12 protein-coding genes are annotated in these 16,161 nt (G+C 67.9%); 4 read left to right on the forward strand and 8 right to left on the reverse strand.

Annotated features, from left to right (window positions below; translation table 11 throughout):
• Nucleotides 1–46: 46 nt before the first annotated feature.
• The 7 genes from ACIBG5_RS28630 to ACIBG5_RS28660 all read right to left on the reverse strand — a co-directional run bounded on the left by ACIBG5_RS28630 (nt 47) and on the right by ACIBG5_RS28660 (nt 7,196).
• Nucleotides 47–1,228 (reverse strand): M20 family metallopeptidase, encoded by a 1,182-nt coding sequence (locus tag ACIBG5_RS28630; RefSeq protein WP_396394559.1) that lies wholly within the window; start codon nt 1,226–1,228, stop codon nt 47–49.
• Between the two features lie 339 nt (nt 1,229–1,567).
• A complete protein-coding gene (locus tag ACIBG5_RS28635) occupies nt 1,568–2,104 on the reverse strand; it encodes a dihydrofolate reductase family protein (RefSeq protein ID WP_396394560.1) in 537 nt (178 codons plus the stop codon).
• Between the two features lie 134 nt (nt 2,105–2,238).
• A complete protein-coding gene (locus ACIBG5_RS28640) occupies nt 2,239–2,742 on the reverse strand; it encodes a helix-turn-helix domain-containing protein (protein WP_396394561.1) in 504 nt (167 codons plus the stop codon).
• 364 nt (nt 2,743–3,106) lie between these two features.
• Complete coding sequence (locus tag ACIBG5_RS28645) at nt 3,107–4,186, reverse strand: hypothetical protein (RefSeq protein WP_396394562.1); 1,080 nt, start codon at nt 4,184–4,186, stop codon at nt 3,107–3,109.
• A gap of 450 nt (nt 4,187–4,636) precedes the next feature.
• Nucleotides 4,637–5,470: a DUF72 domain-containing protein gene (locus ACIBG5_RS28650; RefSeq protein ID WP_396394563.1), complete on the reverse strand. Its 834-nt coding sequence runs from the start codon at nt 5,468–5,470 to the stop codon at nt 4,637–4,639.
• A 65-nt stretch (nt 5,471–5,535) separates the two neighbouring features.
• Complete coding sequence (locus tag ACIBG5_RS28655) at nt 5,536–6,615, reverse strand: inositol-3-phosphate synthase (protein ID WP_396394564.1); 1,080 nt, start codon at nt 6,613–6,615, stop codon at nt 5,536–5,538.
• Nucleotides 6,612–7,196 (reverse strand): helix-turn-helix transcriptional regulator, encoded by a 585-nt coding sequence (locus ACIBG5_RS28660; protein ID WP_396394565.1) that lies wholly within the window; start codon nt 7,194–7,196, stop codon nt 6,612–6,614. The genes ACIBG5_RS28655 and ACIBG5_RS28660 overlap by 4 nt, the downstream gene beginning before the upstream one ends.
• Nucleotides 7,197–7,409: 213 nt before the next feature.
• Between ACIBG5_RS28660 and ACIBG5_RS28665 the strand changes: the two genes are divergently transcribed.
• The 4 genes from ACIBG5_RS28665 to ACIBG5_RS28680 all read left to right on the forward strand — a co-directional run bounded on the left by ACIBG5_RS28665 (nt 7,410) and on the right by ACIBG5_RS28680 (nt 11,952).
• Complete coding sequence (locus ACIBG5_RS28665; protein ID WP_396394566.1) at nt 7,410–8,012, forward strand: TIGR00366 family protein; 603 nt, start codon at nt 7,410–7,412, stop codon at nt 8,010–8,012.
• Between the two features lie 127 nt (nt 8,013–8,139).
• Nucleotides 8,140–10,356 carry a transglycosylase domain-containing protein gene (locus ACIBG5_RS28670; protein ID WP_396394567.1) on the forward strand — a complete coding sequence of 739 codons (2,217 nt, stop codon included), beginning with the start codon at nt 8,140–8,142 and terminating at the stop codon, nt 10,354–10,356.
• 9 nt (nt 10,357–10,365) lie between these two features.
• Nucleotides 10,366–11,559, forward strand: coding sequence for a mannosyltransferase family protein (locus ACIBG5_RS28675; protein WP_396394569.1), 1,194 nt, complete (start codon nt 10,366–10,368; stop codon nt 11,557–11,559).
• Nucleotides 11,560–11,823: 264 nt separating this feature from the next.
• The gene (locus tag ACIBG5_RS28680) at nt 11,824–11,952 is read left to right on the forward strand and encodes a hypothetical protein (RefSeq protein ID WP_396394570.1); all 129 of its coding nucleotides are present in this window, start codon (nt 11,824–11,826) and stop codon (nt 11,950–11,952) included.
• Nucleotides 11,953–11,970: 18 nt separating this feature from the next.
• On the opposite strand, the gene ACIBG5_RS28685 is transcribed toward ACIBG5_RS28680, so the two are convergent.
• Nucleotides 11,971–15,936, reverse strand: a complete 3,966-nt coding sequence (locus ACIBG5_RS28685; protein ID WP_396394571.1) for a GH92 family glycosyl hydrolase — start codon at nt 15,934–15,936, stop codon at nt 11,971–11,973.
• Nucleotides 15,937–16,161: the final 225 nt, after the last annotated feature.

Below are 16,161 nucleotides of genomic sequence, written 5' to 3' on the forward strand. Positions count from 1 at the left end.
TCCCTGTGGCTGGCCGGTCTCTGGCGGACCGGCCAGCCACAGGCTCTCACGTCAGGTGTGAGACAGCGAGATGCGCGAGGGCCGCGGACTGGTGGGCCAGAACGTCGTCATCGAAACGGACGATGCTCGAGTGGTTCGACGGAGCCTCGTCCTCGGAGACGTCGTCGGGGCGCGCGCCGAGCATGATGAACGTGCCGGGCACCTCTGCGAGGACCATCGAGAAGTCCTCGGCTCCCATCAACGGGTTCGCCAGCGGTTCGACCCGCTCTGGTCCGAGCAGGTCGGCCAACTTTGACTGCGTCTCCGCCGTACGTCCGGCGTCGTTGATCGTGACCGGGTACTGCCTGGCGAGGGTCGCGTCGACGGTGCAACCGTGGGCCGAGGCGATTGATTCGGCCAGCGCCGGTAGCTCGTGGGAGAGCTGCTCGAGGCTCGCGTCGGACAGCGTCCGTACGGTAGCGCCGAGCGTGGCCGAGTTGGGGATCACGTTGATCGCGACCCCGGCGGAAAGTTGCGTCACGGTGATGACGACCGGGTCGAACAGGTTCACGCGCCGCGTCACGTAACTCTGCAACGCCAGCACGATCTCGGCGACGACCGGCACCGGGTCGACCGACTTCTCCGGCTGTGAACCGTGCCCGCCCTTGCCGTGCACGGTGATGTGCAGCCGGTTCGAGCTGGCCATCATCGTGCCGGGCCGGGTCTGGAAGACCCCCTTCGCGGCCAGGGCCCACACGTGCACGGCGTACGCGGCGATCGGCTTCTCGCCGCTGGCGTTCAGCAACCCTTCCCGGATCATGTACCCGGCGCCGCCGAGTCCTTCCTCGCCCGGCTGGAACATGAAGATGACGTTCCCGTGCAGCTCCTCGCGATGCGCGCTGAGCAACTGCGCGGCACCCACGAGGCCGGCCGTGTGCAGGTCGTGGCCGCAGGCATGCATATTGCCGTTCGCGGATGCGTAGTCCAGGCCGGTCGCCTCGATCACCGGCAACGCGTCCATGTCGCCTCTGAGGAGCACCGTCGGGCCCGGGTGCCCACCTCGCAGTACGCCGACGACCGACGTCACCTCGTGCCCGGTCGTCACCTCCAACGGCAACCCAGCGATGGCGTCGAGCACCAGCCCCTGCGTCTTCGGCAACTCGAGCCCGACCTCAGGATTCCGATGCAACTCCCGCCGCAGCTCAACCACCCCCGGCGCGATCCCCGCACTCTCCCGCACCAGATCCATCAGCCACTCCTCACACCTCGCCGGACCCGAGCCACCGTACCCGCACCCCGCGCGGCCCACCCATCAGTGACTCCCCGGACCCCACACAACACCTACGCGCACTCCTGTCACCGCGCTCCCGCGCGCCGGTTCGGTCGCGTGCCCCGACCCCCGGGTCCGTGGCGCGAGCTCCCACTCCCGTTCCGCGGCATGCTCCCGCCCCCGTTCCGCTGCGCGCTCGCACCGGCTCGTTCCGTCGCGTGCTGCCACCCTCCGTTCCTGGTTGCGCGTGCTCGGGCGTCGACCGGGCCGGGTTGGTGCGTGGCGTGGCTGCGGGTGGTGTGATCGCAGCGGGCGCGGCTACTGCTTCGGGGTGTAGGTGAGAATGACTACGCCGTTGCCGACCTCGGTGACGGCCGCCAGGTTCATCTGCGTCGGCGCGATCCCCGACAGCAAACCTTCTCCGGACCCGGCGACGAACGGGTGCACCCAAAGCTGCAACTCGTCCAGGAGCCCGGCCTCCACCAACGCCTGGCTGAACGAGCCGGTGCCGTACTTGAGCAGCGTCCCCTCACGCGATGCCTTCAGTTGTGCGACCGCCTCGACGGCGTCGCCCTGCAGGACCTCGGTGTTCCAGGTCGCGTCGGTCAGCGTCCGCGACGCGACGTACTTCGGCAGCGGATTGATCGCGTCGGCCAGTTCGCCGGGCCGGTCCGGCCACGAGGTCGAGAAGACGTCGTACGTCGCTCGCCCCATCAGCAGCGCATCGGCGGCGTTCAGCAGCTTCGCGGCCTGCTCGTTGTGCTGGTCGCCCTGGAAGCCTTGCTGCGCACCCCAGAAGGCATCCCCGGCCACCATGCCGTCCAGCGAGATGTACGTCGATTCGATGAGTCTCATGGCGACGGAAAATACTGACTCGCATCAGATCCGTCTTGTACGGAAACGCAGCTCCGAGTCCTCCCAGCCCAGCTCCCAGCCCAGCTCCCAGTCCAGCTCACGGTCCGGCTCTCGGGTCCAGCTCACGGTCCGGCTCACAGTCCTAAAACCACGCTGCCTTGCGCCACCTCCGCCGGGGTATGGCCAATCAGCTGCCGGAGCGACCGGGTCAGATGCGGCTGGTCGTAGTACCCCGCCTCGGTGGCCACCTCCGCGATCGTCTTACCCGCGTGCAGCATCCGGACCGCCCGTCTTGCGCGTTCGATCAGCTCCAGCGTGCGGAGTGGAAGCCCGACCGCCCGCACGAACCGGCTCTGCACGGTCCGCTTCGGCATGGTGCGCACGACGCCGTGCCGCAACTCGTCGATCAGCGGATCGAACACCATCAGATCCGCACGCCGTAGCCGGTCGAAGAACACGTCGATGTTCTGCGGAGTCGGCATCTCCCACGCCCGACCGTCCAGCAGGATGCGACCGTCCGACAGGATCGGCAGTACCGCGTCCCGCATGTTGGTGAGCCGGGCCGGCGGGAACATCGGCAGGTACGCCCCGAGGCGGAAGTCAGCTCCGAAGTACTCCGAGTCGGCCGAACACACCATGGTCGTCGCCCTGGTCGCCGGACCGCGCAGGTGCACAGCCCAGGTCCCGCCAATCCGTGCGAACCCAATACCCGCGGTAGTCGAGGCAAGGGAGCTGAATGCCGTCGGACGATCGCACTCCGCAGACCAAACCTGCATCAAGGGCCCGACCGGCCCACCGACAATGCGACTGTCGAGCCCCATGCAGCGTAGTGAAACCCGTCCGCGCACCCCACGCAACCGCCTGCACCACGATGCAAACGTCGACCACGCAGGCCAGCCGGAACGGAACACCTGGCGAAGCGAGCGGCCGGAAACACACGGCGTGGGGCGCGCGAGTAGCTGACGCGCGGTGCCTGAGCACCAGTTGCTGCCGGGCTGAGGGCTAGCGCTGTAGGCATCGCGCTACACCGGGTGGCCGGGTGGAGATCGTGGTCTGTGTCGCCGGTCGGGTGGTGGCGGACGGTGTGGGAGGGGAGATGCCGGCTAGGGCTGTTTGTAGGGGAGACGGGGCGGATCTGTAGGTGGAGTGGGGCGCGGCGGGTGGAGTGAAGGTTAGGCGTTGCGGAGTTGGTGGGGTGGTCTTGAGGGGGCCGGGGGTCGGGGGGAGTGGGGTTGGGGGTCGGAGTTCGTGGGTGGGGGTGTAGTGGGACTCGGCTTTGTGGATCTCGGTGGTGAGGTGGTGGAGGAGGGCTGTGGTGGTGGAGCGGGATCGATCGGCGGCCAGGCCGGCAGGGGCGAGTTCGAAGGTGTCGAGGTGAGCGAAGCCTTGACGGAGGATGGCTTCGAGGTGGTTGCGGGTGCTGGTGTCCGACCGTTCGAGGTCGGGGAGGCGGGTGGAGTTGTAGACGAGGGTGGTGAGGAGGGGGAACTGGCCCTCGGCGGTTTGCTGGTTGAGGGCTCGGAGGACCTCGCCGGGCTGGAGGTCGCCGCGGGTCTCCAGGTCGGCAGCCAGGATGCGGACGGCGGGGACGAAGGCTGCGTAGTAGCCGCCGCCGCGGGCGTCTTCGATGCCGGGGGCAACTTTATCCACGCCTAGGCGGGTCAGGTACTCGTTGAGGTGGTCCTGAGCCCAGGCTTCGGCGACGCCTTCCTCGAGCTGGCGGCTGCCGGGACGCGTGAAGGCGCCCCGAGCCGCCTCCTGCGTCGCGCCGGCCGGGCCGAGGAAGTGCGCGTGCTCGTGCAGCAGCGTGGCGAGCGACTCGCGGTACTGGACGAGGACCGGGAGCGGCTGCTCCTCACCCGCATGCGCGTACATCTGCCGCAGTGGATCGAGGATGCACTCGCTGTCCAGATACAGCGTGCCGTCCCAGTGCGCGAGGCCGAGGACTTCACCGACCGTCTCAACCACCTGCCCGTTCCACGCAGTCTGACCTGCGCCGGACACTTCGACTGCCACCTGCCCACTGCGCGCCAGCAGCTCCTCCAACGAGGCCGCTGGCGCGGCGACCACGGAGACGGTCATGGGCGGAAGGCCGTCGCCAGGCGGATCAGCGAATCTGCGGACCGATGAAGGTTCGCCTGCTCATGTGGATTGTCAGTAGAGGCCGCGAGTCGGCGCAGCTCCGTGACGAGCCAATCGGTCCGCGCCTTCCGCTCCGCCGGTGTCGAGCGACTCGGCGGCGGGACCTCCGGCGGCGCGTAGGCCGCTGGCGTGTAGGCCGGTGGCGTGTGCGCCGCATAGTCCGGCGGAGTGTGGCTCGAATGCTCCATGGTCTGTCCTCCCGAGGTGTGATCTCGGCGGAGAACATATGGAGATTCGCCCCTCTCCCAGCGGCGAACTTCTCACCTGTGGATAACTGAACCTCGGACACCCTGTGGGGACCGCGGACAGGTAATAACATGTCCGCGGTCCCCAGATCCTGTCCGCGGCACCCCGCCGCACCCCGCGGCACCCCGCGGCACCCCGGGTCGGTTAGAACAGGGTCGGAGGGGCGGCGTCGACGGGTGGCTCCGGTAGGGGCTCGACGCCGGGCACGGCTGAGCGGACCGCGGAGTGGAAGCGCCGGGCCAGGTTCAGCGCCTCCACGTTGTCTGGTGTGTGCAGGAAGATGGTCGGTGAGCGGCCCTCGGCGAGCCAGTTCACCACCTGCTCCACGAGGTAGCCCCAGCCCTCGACCGTCTCGGCAACGGAGTCCCGCCCGATGTACCGGACGATCGGATGCGCGGTCAGCGCACGCGTACGTCGTACCACCCGGGGCTTCTTCATCCACGCGTCGCGCTCGGCGTAGCTGGTCGGCCGGCGTCCGAAGAGCGTGACCGTGTCGAACGGGATCCACTCGGCATCCACACGCCCGAGAACCCGTTCGAGTTGACCGGCGGCAACCGCGTCGTCGAAGAACGCCGGGTGGCGGACCTCTACGGCGTACCGGTAACCGCGAGGGGCGTGGTGGAGGAACGCGGCGAGCGTGCCGAGGTCGGTGGGGGAGAAGGACGCCGGGAGCTGGATCCATACGGCGTGGTTGCGTTCGGCGAGTGGTTCGATGGCGGACAGGAACGCACGCAGTTCGCCGTCGACGCCGGTCAACCGCCGTTCGTGGCTGATCACCTGCGGCAGCTTCACCACGAAGCGGAAGTCAGGTGGCGTCTGCGCTGCCCAGCCGGCGACGGTCGACTGTGCGGGCGTCGCGTAGAAGGTGGTGTTGCTCTCCACGGCGTTGCACCTCGACGCGTACCACTCCAGCTTCGACCGCGACGGCTGCGGCCAGGCGGCGTGGGTCCACTGCGCACACCCCACATGCAGCCGCATCAGGCCAATCTATAGAACAGCCCCGCAGCCACCACACCGGTGACTGCGGGGCTGTACGACGTACGTCAGCGCTCGACCTCGCCGCGGATGAACTTCTCCACCAGGTCGCGGCACACGTCGTCGGCGTACTGCTCCGGCGGTGACTTCATGAAGTACGACGACGCGGACAGGATCGGGCCGCCGATGCCGCGGTCCTTGGCGATCTTCACGGCGCGGATCGCGTCGATGATGATGCCGGCCGAGTTCGGCGAGTCCCAGACCTCGAGCTTGTACTCCAGCGACAGCGGTACATCGCCGAAGTTGCGGCCCTCGAGCCGGATGAACGCCCACTTGCGGTCGTCCAGCCAGGCCACGTAGTCCGACGGCCCGATGTGCACGTTGCGCGGGTCGATCTCGTCGCGCAGCTGTGAGGTGACGGACTGGGTCTTGCTGATCTTCTTGGACTCCAGGCGCTCCCGCTCGAGCATGTTCTTGAAGTCCATGTTGCCGCCGACGTTCAGCTGGTAGGTCCGGTCGACGGTGACGCCGCGGTCCTCGAACAGCTTGGTCAGCACGCGGTGCGTGATGGTCGCGCCGATCTGCGACTTGATGTCGTCGCCGACGATCGGTACGCCGGCCGCGGTGAACTTGTCCGCCCACTCCTTGGTGCCGGCGATGAAGACCGGCAGCGCGTTGACGAACGCGACACCTGCGTCGATCGCACACTGCGCGTAGAACTTGGCAGCCTGCTCCGAGCCCACCGGCAGGTAGCAGACCAGTACGTCGACCTGCGCCTCGCGCAGCGCGGCGACCACGTCGACCGGCGCGGTCTCGGACTCGGTGATGGTCTCGCGGTAGTACTTGCCGAGACCGTCCAGGGTGTGACCCCGCTGCACCGTGACGCCGGTCGGCGGCACGTCGCAGATCTTGATCGTGTTGTTCTCACTGGCGCCGATCGCGTCGGCGAGGTCCAGGCCGACCTTCTTGCCGTCGACGTCGAAGGCGGCGACGAACTGCACGTCGCGGACGTGGTAGTCGCCGAACTGGACGTGCATCAGACCGGGGACGCGCTCGTCGGGCTTCGCGTCGCGGTAGTAGTGCACGCCCTGGACGAGCGAGCTGGCGCAGTTGCCGACACCGACGATCGCTACGCGGATCGAGGTCATCTGGAATCTCCTTGGATAGGCGGTTGGTGCTGTTCAGGGGGCCGCTGTTGCCGCCGCTCGCCGTCGATCAGCTCGTTCAGCCAGCGGACCTCGCGCTCGGCCGACTCCAGGCCGTGCCGTTGCAGCTCGAGGGTGTAGGCGTCGACCCGCTCCGCGGTCCGGGTCATCGCCGCCCGGAAGTTGGCCAGCCGCTCCTCCATCCGGGCCCTGCGGCCCTCGAGGATGCGCAACCGGGTGGCCGGATCGGTCCGGCCGAAGAACGAGAAGCGGACGCCGAACGTGTCGTCCTCCCAGGCCGACGGACCGGCTTCGTGCATCGCGTGCGCGAAGTAGTCCTTGCCGTCGGCCGTGATCGTGTAGACGATCTTGGGCCGGCGACCCGACTCCGGCGTCCCGGGGTCGGCCGTGATCAGCCCGTTGCGGAGCATCGCCTTCAGACACGGGTAGAGCGAACCGAACGACAGCACACGTCCCCAGCCGAACTGGGCGTTGACGCGCTTGCGGAGCTCGTAACCGTGCATCGGCGCTTCATGCAGCAGACCGAGTACGGCGAGCTCCAGGACCCCACTGCGGTTTCCCATGACCCACCTCCCACGGTCTAGTTTGTCATGACCTGATGTATCGGTTCGATACATCGCTTCGCCACTGTAAGCAGACCTGAGGACTGTGGACAACTCCTGACAAAGCCGCCCTTTGTCAGCTTGATCACGCGGCACGCCGAGAAACCTGTTACGTCAGGTGGCGATCTGCGTTTGATCGGGTGACACAGCGTCGTGGTTCAAGAGCGGAGGGTCATGGCCGACAGTCAGGCGAAGCACGCGCAGCAGGACGTAGAGAGCGGTGCGAACGGCGGAGGCCCGCTGGCCCAGGTCGCGCTGCGGTTCACCGCCTTCACCGAGAAGTGGTTGCCGGACGCGTTCGGGTTCGTGCTGGTCGGCACCTTCGTGGTGCTGCTGTTCGGGCTGGTCACCGGTGAGCCGCTGCTCAAGCGCCCCGACGATCCGGCCGCGACCAAGGGCTTCGGCCTAGTCGACGCGTGGGGCCTCGGGTTCTGGAGCCTGATCACTTTCACGCTGCAGATGGTCATGATCATCATCGGCGGGTACGCCGTCGCGACCAGTGGACCGGTCGCCCGGTTGATCGCTCGACTGGCCAGGATCCCGCAGAGCCCGCGGACCGCGGTCGCGTTCGTCGCCGCGGTGGCCATGCTGGCGTCGTACCTGAACTGGGCGTTCAGCCTCGTCTTCGCCGCGATCCTGGCGCGTGAGGTGGCCCGCAACGTGCCGAAGGCCGACTACCGCGCGCTGGGCGCCATGGCGTTCCTGGGCCTCGGCACCGCACGTCACCGGGTGAGCCGGGCGGAAATCGCTTGCTTCCGCCGGGAAAGATCTGGGTAAGGCCTGGCCCTGCCCGCGCCCGGGTGACCGCTCGGCTTGTTAGCATCCGGAGCGGATTCGGGGCCGTTACCACATCCACCGTAGTCTGTGGGGCAATGACTTCCGCGAGATCGTCGAGGATTGCACAGTGAGTGAAGCTCGTAGAAGGGCCGTCCCGGCCCGCAAGCCCAAGAAGCACTGGGCGCTCCGGGTCCTCGGCTGGGTGACCGCACTCTTCTTCGTCGGCGTCATCGGCGCAGTAGCCACCTTCTTCATCGTCTACCAGACGACGGACATCCCGGACCCGAACAAGGAGTTCGCGACCAACACGACGACGGTCACCTTCGCCGACGGCAAGCAGCCGCTCGGGTCCTTCTTCGAGCAGAACCGGCATTCGGTGCCGCTGTCACAGATCCCGAAGCACGTCCAGGACGCGGTGACCGCGGCCGAGGACCGCACCTTCTGGACCAACCCCGGCATCTCGCCGTCGGGTATGGTCCGCGCGGCGTGGAACATCGCCAACGGCGAGCAGTTGCAGGGTGGCTCGACGATCACCCAGCAGTACGTGAAAGTCATGTACCTGACCCAGGAGCGGACCGTCTCCCGGAAGTTCCAGGAGCTGTTCATCGCGACCAAGCTGAGCCGGTCGCAGGACAAGAGCAAGACCCTCGAGGGCTACCTCAACACCGTCTACTTCGGTGAAGGTGCGTACGGCATCTCCGCGGCCGGCGACGCCTATTTCCAGGTGCCGGAGCCGCGCAAGTTGACCGTGCCGCAGGCCGCCTTCCTGGCCACGGTGCTGAACAACCCGACCCTGTTCGACATCGACGACCCGGACCCGCGCACCAAGAAGCGGATCATCGAGCGGTACCGGTACGTCCTCGACGGCATGCGGCAGAACGGCACCATCACCCAGGCGCAGGCGACGGCGTACGGCAAGGCACTGCCGAAGATCAACAAGAAGCCGAAGAACGACCGGTACAAGGGCCCGAACGGTTTCCTGCTCGACATGGCGCGCAAGGAACTGCAGCGGCTGGGCTTCGACGAGGACCAGATCAGCGGCGGCGGTCTGAAGGTGGTCACCACTTTCGACCTCAAGGCGCAGAACCAGATCAACAAGGCCGGGATGCAGGAGCTGCCGAAGAAGCGGAACGGCCTGCACGTCGGGATGGCCTCGGTCAGGCCTGGGACGGGCGAACTGGTCGCGATGTACGGCGGACCCGACTACCTGAAGAGTCAGTTGAACTGGGCAACCAGACCGGCCCGCCCGGGATCGGGGTTCAAGCCCTTCGCCCTGGCGGCCGCGCTGAAGGACGGCACGTCGGTCTGGGACATCTTCCAGGGCGACAGTCCGATCGAGGTCCAGGGCCAGGAGCTGAACAACGAGTTCGACGAGGACTACGGCGACGTCACCTTGCTGAAGGCGACCGAGCAGTCGATCAACACCGCCTTCTACGACCTGGTCGACAAGAAGATGGAGGACGGTCCGGCGAAGCTCGTCGACGCCGCTGAGGCGGCCGGCATCCCGAAGACCAAGGCGCTCGAGATCGGCCGGAACAACCCGTCCACGGTTCTCGGGCCGGACCCGTACGCGTCGCCGGTCGACATGGCCAACGCCTACGCGACGTTCGCCGCGGACGGCATGTACGCGCCGGTGCACACGATCAAGAGCGTGTCCGGCCCGGACGGCAAGGTGCTGTGGAGCGAGAAGAGCCTGGACAAGAAGAAGGCCAGGAAGTTCGACGAGAACGTCGCCCGGATGGTCAACTACGCGTTGCAGGACGTGGTCGAGAAGGGCACCGGTGAGGACGCCAAGGAGCTGGACCGCCCGGTGGCAGGCAAGACCGGAACGGCCGGTGGTGTGGCGGTCGAGCACCGCAAGGCCAACGCCGCGTGCGACGGCTGCAAGGACGGCGACGACACCCTGACGTCGTGGTGGACCGGGTACACGCCGCAACTGTCCACGTCGGTGCTGTACCGGGCCGGCGCGTCCGGCGAGGGCGACCTCGACCCGTACTCCAGCGACGACGCGTTCTTCGGTGGCGGCTGGCCGCTGAAGACCTGGCTGGCTTACATGGACCCGGCACTGGCAGGTCAGCCGGACGAGGGCTTCCAGGACCCCGACGAGGACCAACTCAAGGACAGTCCGACGCCGACGATCACGCCGTCGGAGCCGCCGACCAGCACACCACCCGCACCGCCGACGAGCACTCCGCCGGCGCCGTCGACCAAGACGCCGAAGGACCCGCCGTCGAGCACCCCGACCGACAAGCCGACGGGGAAGCCGCCCCGGACACCTCCGGGCTGGCCGCTCCCGACGGGTGGCACGCCCGACACGCCGGCCAGTCCCGGCGGCGGCCAGTAGCCGGCCCTCGTGTTCGAGCGGACGGCCGGCGACGAAGGCAAGCCCGGCCGGGCTCGGCGGGCCCGGGCCGACGGGGTCCGGTTGTCGCGATGGATGCCGACCGCGATGGGCCGGGAGGTGCTCGGGTGGTGGCTGGTCACCCGGGCAGCGCTGTTCATGCTGTCGGTGTCCGCGCCCCTGCTGTTCAACCCCGGCAACGACTACCCGAACGTCTGGCGGGCCTGGCTGCAGTGGGATGTCTGGCACCTCAAGGCGGTCGCGGAGTTCGGCTACAACAACGGTGAGCCGTCCGGGGCGCCGTTGGCCGCGTTCTTCCCCGGGTTCCCGCTGTTGGTCCGGATCGTCAGCTGGACCGGGATCGGTTACGTTGCCGCCGGCATCGTCGTGTCCGCGGTCGCCAGTGCTGTCGCGGGCGTGTACCTGGCGCGGCTGGCGCAGTACGAGTTCCCGGAACTGAAGGGCCTCGGGCCGCACGCGGCGATGATCTGGTACGGCGCTCCGGTCGGTGTGTTCCTGGCCGCCGGGTACACCGAGGCGCTGTTCTGTGCCTTCGCGTTCCCCGCCTGGCTGGCGGCACGGCAGGGGCGGTGGGCACGCGCGGCGATCTTCGTCGCGCTGGCCTCGACCGTGCGGGTGTCCGGCATCTTCCTCGCGTTCGCCCTCGTGGTCGAGTTCGTCACGTCGAAGAAGCGGGACTGGCTGTCGCTCCCGTGGCTGGCCCTGCCGGCCGTCCCGGTGCTCGCCTTCATGGCGTACCTGAAGCAGATCCACGGCTCCTGGTTCGCCTGGCAGGAGGCGCAGGAGAAGGGCTGGGCGCGCGAGTTCACCTGGCCGTGGACCTCGCTGAAGCACACGATCGAGGCCGCAAGCAAGGGCCACTTTTCCGCGGACCGCAGCGACTGGACCTGGATGTTCCGGGCCGAACTGGTCGCGCTCGTCGTCGGCCTGCTGCTGCTCGCCTGGCTGATCCGGCGCCGTTCCTGGGGTGAGGCCGCCTGGGTCGCCGCCACCGTCGGCGCGTTCTGTACGTCGTTCTGGATTTACTCGCTCACCCGGGCGACGCTGCTCTGGTGGCCGCTGTGGATCGGCCTGGCGGTCATGAGCAGGCGCAGACTCTGGCTCGGCCGCCTCTATCTGGCCCTCGCGATACCCCTGGCCGCGATCTGGGCGGCCGCCTTCTTCACCGGCCGCTGGTCCGGCTGACGGGGCATGTTCACGCCTGAACCGTCCGGCATGTGGACAGTTTGCGGGGTAGGCAACCCCGGAGGGGCCTCGGACGTCGTTAGGTGTGAAGGGGTGGCAGTCCGGGCGGGGACCGCCACCCCTCTCAAATGTTCCGGCGGAACCTTTCAGGGGCAGGCTCCGCCGGAGAATCGTCCAGCGTGGGCGGTGGCCGGGTCAGGCTGCCGCCCATACTGCTGTCGCGCGGCATGCAACCGCCGCCGGTGGTCGGCCAGTAGTTCCAGGGTGGAGATCGCCGACTACCGCCAGGGACAGACCACGCGTCTCATTGCCGTCGGGAACCAGGCGACCAACCTGGGCTGGGACGAGGCGACCCTGCTGCGGTTCGCCGGTTCCTGTCACTACAAGAAGTGACAGGAACCGGCGACGCGGTCAGCCGTAGTTGCGGTCGATCGACTGGGACGGGGTCGGGCTCGGGCTCGGCTTGGTCTCGGCGACGCGCTTGTCGCTCGGGTGCGTGCCGGGCTCGACACCCTTCAGGGTGCCCAGCAGTTCGATCTCGGCGAGCGTGACGTCGTCAGCGCCCGCCGCCGGGGTCAGCACCAGCCGGTACTGCGTGTAAGCCTTCGCCGAAGCGATGCTGAAGGCTCGGGTGGACGACACCCACGGCCAGCTCTGGCCGGTACGGCGATCCACCGTCGACCACGTCGTACCGTCGTTCGATCCCTCCAGCACCCAGGCCGACGGCGCCGTACCCGTGGCGCCGCTGGTCAGCGTGTACATCCCGACCGGGCGGCCCTGCGGGAGCGCCACCGTGATCGCCGGGGTCGCGCCGGTCAGCGTGACCTGAGTCTTGGAGTCGTTGTCGGTCAGCGCGGTCACGTCCGCGTCACCGGCCCCGATCACCGCACCCTCGTCCTCGGTCGAGTCCCGCCACGTGCTCGGGTCCTCGCCCGGGGTGGTGATCGACGGCGGGGCGTCGTTGCGGCCGGTGCCCCACCGCGACGGCTGGTCGGTCATCTCGAACTCGATCTTGCCGCCGTTCGCGATCAGGTCGTGCGGCAAAGCGGTCGACGTCCACGTCTTGCCGTTGATCTTCACGCCCTTGACGTAAATGTTCTTCGCGCTGTTGCCCGGCGCGCTGATCGTCAGCTTCTTGCCGCCGGCCAGCCGCACCGTCGCCTTGGTGAACAGCGGCGACCCGATCGCGTACGTCGGCGATCCGACCTGCAACGGGTAGAACCCGAGCATGCTGAACAGGTACCAGGACGACATCTCGCCGTTGTCCTCGTCACCCGGGTACCCCTGCCCGATCTCGGACCCGAGGTACAGCCGCGACAGCACCTCGCGCACCTTCTCCTGCGTCTTCCACGGCTGACCCGCGACGTCGTACATGTACGTGATGTGGTGCGACGGCTGGTTGCTGTGGCCGTACTGACCCATCCGTACGTCGCGTGCCTCGAGCATCTCGTGGATCGTGCCGCCGTACCCGCCGGTGTGCAGCGCGTCCTCCGGCGTACTGAAGAACTCGTCGAGCTTCTTCGCCAGGCCGTCGCGGCCGCCGTACAGGGCGGCCAGGCCGGCGCCGTCCTGCGGCGTCGAGAACGCCATGTTCCACGCGTTCGTCTCGGTGTAGTCGTGACCCCAGTCGCGCGGGTCGAACGTGCCCGGCGAGCTGCCCCAGACGCCGTCCGGGCCCTTGCCCTGGAAGAAGCCGAGCGCCGGGTCGAACAGCGTGACGTAGTTGCGGGACCGGTTCAGGAAGTACTTGTAGTTGTCCAGGTACTCCTGCTTGCGCGGGTCGTTCTTCTTCGCCTTGTCGTACAGCGCCTTCGACATGTTCGCGATGCCGAAGTCGTTGATGTAGCCGTCCATCGACCAACTGAAGCCCTCACCGGTGGTGTTGGCGGTGTAGCCGTTGAAGGCTGCCAGGTCCATGCCCTTGCGGCCGACGTTCTGCGACGGCGGCACGGCGGTCGCGTTCTTGACCGCCGCGTCGTACGCCGCCTGGACGTCGATCCCCTTGATGCCTTTCAGGTAGGCGTCGGCGAAGGCGACGTCGGAGCTGGTGCCGACCATCAGGTTCGCATAGCCCGGGGACGACCAGCGGGAGATCCAGCCGCCGTCCTTGTACTGCTGGACGAACCCGTTCACCAGGTCGGCCGCGTCGTCCTGGGAGAACAGCGAGTACGCCGGCCAGACGGTGCGGTAGGTGTCCCAGAAGCCGTTGTTCACGTACGTCTGCCCGGCGACGATCTTCGATCCGGTCGTGGTCGGGGTGTCCGTACCCACCTTGGGCGAGGTCGGCGACGCGTAGGTGATCACCGGCTTCTGCGCCGTACCGGTGTTCTCCGAGCCGTTGTTCGGGTAGAGGAAGAGGCGGTAGAGGTTCGAGTACAGGGTGGTCAGCTGGTCGGCCGTCGCGCCCTCGACCTCGATGGTGCGCAGCTTGGCGTCCCAGAGTTGCTGCGCGGTGTCCTTGACCTTGCTGAACTGCGCATCGGCGGGCAGCTCGAGCTCGAGGTTCTTCTTCGCCTGGGCGGTGCCGATCAGCGAGGTCGCCATCCGCAGCTCGACCTGCGTCACCTTCGGGCCGAACGAGAAGTAGCCGCCGACCGCCGCGCCGCCACCGTCGGACAGCTTGCCGGAGGCAATCACCTTCTGGTCGACCACGCCGTACACGAACAGCCGGCCGGCGCCGGTCGACAGGCCGCTCTTGATGTCGCTGAACCCGGTCACCACGCCGGTCTCCGGGTCGAGCGTCAGGCCGCCGCTGTTGTTCACGTTGTCGAAGATGAGCGACGCCTTGCCGGCCGGGAAGCTGAACCGCAGCATCGCGGCGTGGTCGGTCGGCGCGATCTCGGCCGCGTTGCCGTTGTCGAACGTGACGCCGTAGTAGTACGGCCGGGCGACCTCGTTGTCGTGACTGAACGACCAGGCCCGCGCCTTCCGGTCCGCGGTCGGAGTGGGGGCCGTCGACGGCATCACCTGGAACGTCTGCCGATCTCCCATCCACGGGCTGGGCTCGTGGCTGATCGACAGCGCCTGCATCGTCGGCTTGTTGTCCTCGTTGTTGCCCTTGGCATAGTCGTACAGCCAGGACGTCGAGCCGGCGTTCGTCACCGGCGTCCAGAAGTTGAAGCCGTGCGGTACGGCGGTCGCCGGGAAGTTGTTGCCCCGCGAGAAGCCACCGGTCGCGTTGGTGCCGCGGGTGGTGAGTGCGAGGTCGGACGGGTGCTTCGACGCGGTCTTCTGCGCCGCGGTGTCGGGGTTGATCGCCTGCGCGATCCGCAGGTCGTCGACCCAGCCGCGGAACTCGGCCGGTCCGGACGGCTTGTCGTAGCCGATCAGGATTCGCTGGATCGTCTTGCCCTTGGCCACCGTGCCGAGGTCCGCCTCGACGTTGTTCCACTGGTTCGTGGACAGGCCCTTGGCGTCGCCCTGGCCGCGTGGGCTGAGCTCGAAGCCGTGGTGGTCCTTCGCCTTCAGATCACTCAGGTACGTCCCGTCCGAGAACGCCAGGTCGATCGCGGCGTACGTGCTCGGGTAGCTGAGGTCGCCCTCGGTGTGCTCGGGGAAGATCTTGTACGACAGCCGGGTGTCCTTGCCGACCTTCAGATCCACGTCGGCGATCTTGTTCCAGGTGAAGCCACGGCCCTCGGCGGTCTGGTGCCCGGCGTACCGGAACGACTTGACGCCGGTGAAACCGACCCGGGCGCGGGCGTTGTACGCGCTGGTCGGGCCGGAGTCCAGCCGCGACTCTGCCACTGGGCCGGGCGGGGGCAGCGGCGCGCCGTTCGACAGGTACCAGTCGGCCAGCTGGACGATGTCCTCGCCATGGTTCAGCGTGACGTCCAGCTTGAAGAACTTGTACGCCGTCTCGTTGGTGAAGCTGTACTCCTTGGTCTGGAACCGGGTCTCGAAGCTCTCGCCCGTCCGGGTGTCCAGCGTCGTCCACGTGGTCCCGTCGTTCGAGCCCTGCATGGTCCAGTTCTGCGGGTCGCGACCGTCGGCGTCGTTGGCCGAGGTCAGCGCGTACTTGCGGATCACCACCGGGACCGAAGTCTCGTAGACCAGCCAGCCCGTCGGCTCGAAGACCAGCCACTTGGTGAACTTGTCACCGTCGGCCACGTTGGTGGCGATCTCACCGCCGCCGGTGTTCTCGCCGTTCGCGGTCACCTTGGTGACCTTGTCCATCTCGCTGCCGCCGATCCCGGTCGGCGTCGGCCCGCGGACCCCGTCGGTGCGCGGCTGCCCGTCCGCCCCGGTCTCGACCGCGTCGGTATACCCCGGCTGCGGCTGCCCCGGCTCGAACGAGGTGAAGAACGAGGATCCGGTCACTACCGGTTGGTCCTGCGCGGTGTCTGATGCCGAGGGAACGGCATGCGCTGACGTCATGGCAGACGACATTGTCACAACTAGCCCGAGAGACGCGACGAGCCCCAGAGGGCGGCGGAGATCCATCTACGCTCCTTGCACGGCCGGACCGGCACGACAGCGCGAGCTGTCCGCCAGTAGGAGTACGCGGCCCCGATGACAAGGTTGTCAGCCCGCGCCCGGGGCGATCCTGCCCATCATGATCACCCGCGGTCAAGGGTTCGTTGCGCACTGTTCGCCCGTGTC

The sequence above is a fragment of the Kribbella sp. NPDC050241 genome, assembly GCF_044459685.1.
Classification (GTDB): Bacteria; Actinomycetota; Actinomycetes; order Propionibacteriales; family Kribbellaceae; genus Kribbella.

What these genes read in the sequence shown, in the direction of transcription:
- ACIBG5_RS28630 (WP_396394559.1), bottom strand. Translation starts at nt 1,228, where the DNA reads ATGGATCTGGTGCGGGAGAGTGCGGGGATCGCGCCGGGGGTGGTTGAG.
- ACIBG5_RS28635 (WP_396394560.1), bottom strand. Translation starts at nt 2,104, where the DNA reads ATGAGACTCATCGAATCGACGTACATCTCGCTGGACGGCATGGTGGCC.
- ACIBG5_RS28640 (WP_396394561.1), bottom strand. Translation starts at nt 2,742, where the DNA reads ATGGTGTGTTCGGCCGACTCGGAGTACTTCGGAGCTGACTTCCGCCTC.
- ACIBG5_RS28645 (WP_396394562.1), bottom strand. Translation starts at nt 4,186, where the DNA reads ATGACCGTCTCCGTGGTCGCCGCGCCAGCGGCCTCGTTGGAGGAGCTG.
- ACIBG5_RS28650 (WP_396394563.1), bottom strand. Translation starts at nt 5,470, where the DNA reads ATGCGGCTGCATGTGGGGTGTGCGCAGTGGACCCACGCCGCCTGGCCG.
- ACIBG5_RS28655 (WP_396394564.1), bottom strand. Translation starts at nt 6,615, where the DNA reads ATGACCTCGATCCGCGTAGCGATCGTCGGTGTCGGCAACTGCGCCAGC.
- ACIBG5_RS28660 (WP_396394565.1), bottom strand. Translation starts at nt 7,196, where the DNA reads ATGGGAAACCGCAGTGGGGTCCTGGAGCTCGCCGTACTCGGTCTGCTG.
- ACIBG5_RS28665 (WP_396394566.1), top strand. Translation starts at nt 7,410, where the DNA reads ATGGCCGACAGTCAGGCGAAGCACGCGCAGCAGGACGTAGAGAGCGGT.
- ACIBG5_RS28685 (WP_396394571.1), bottom strand. Translation starts at nt 15,936, where the DNA reads ATGACGTCAGCGCATGCCGTTCCCTCGGCATCAGACACCGCGCAGGAC.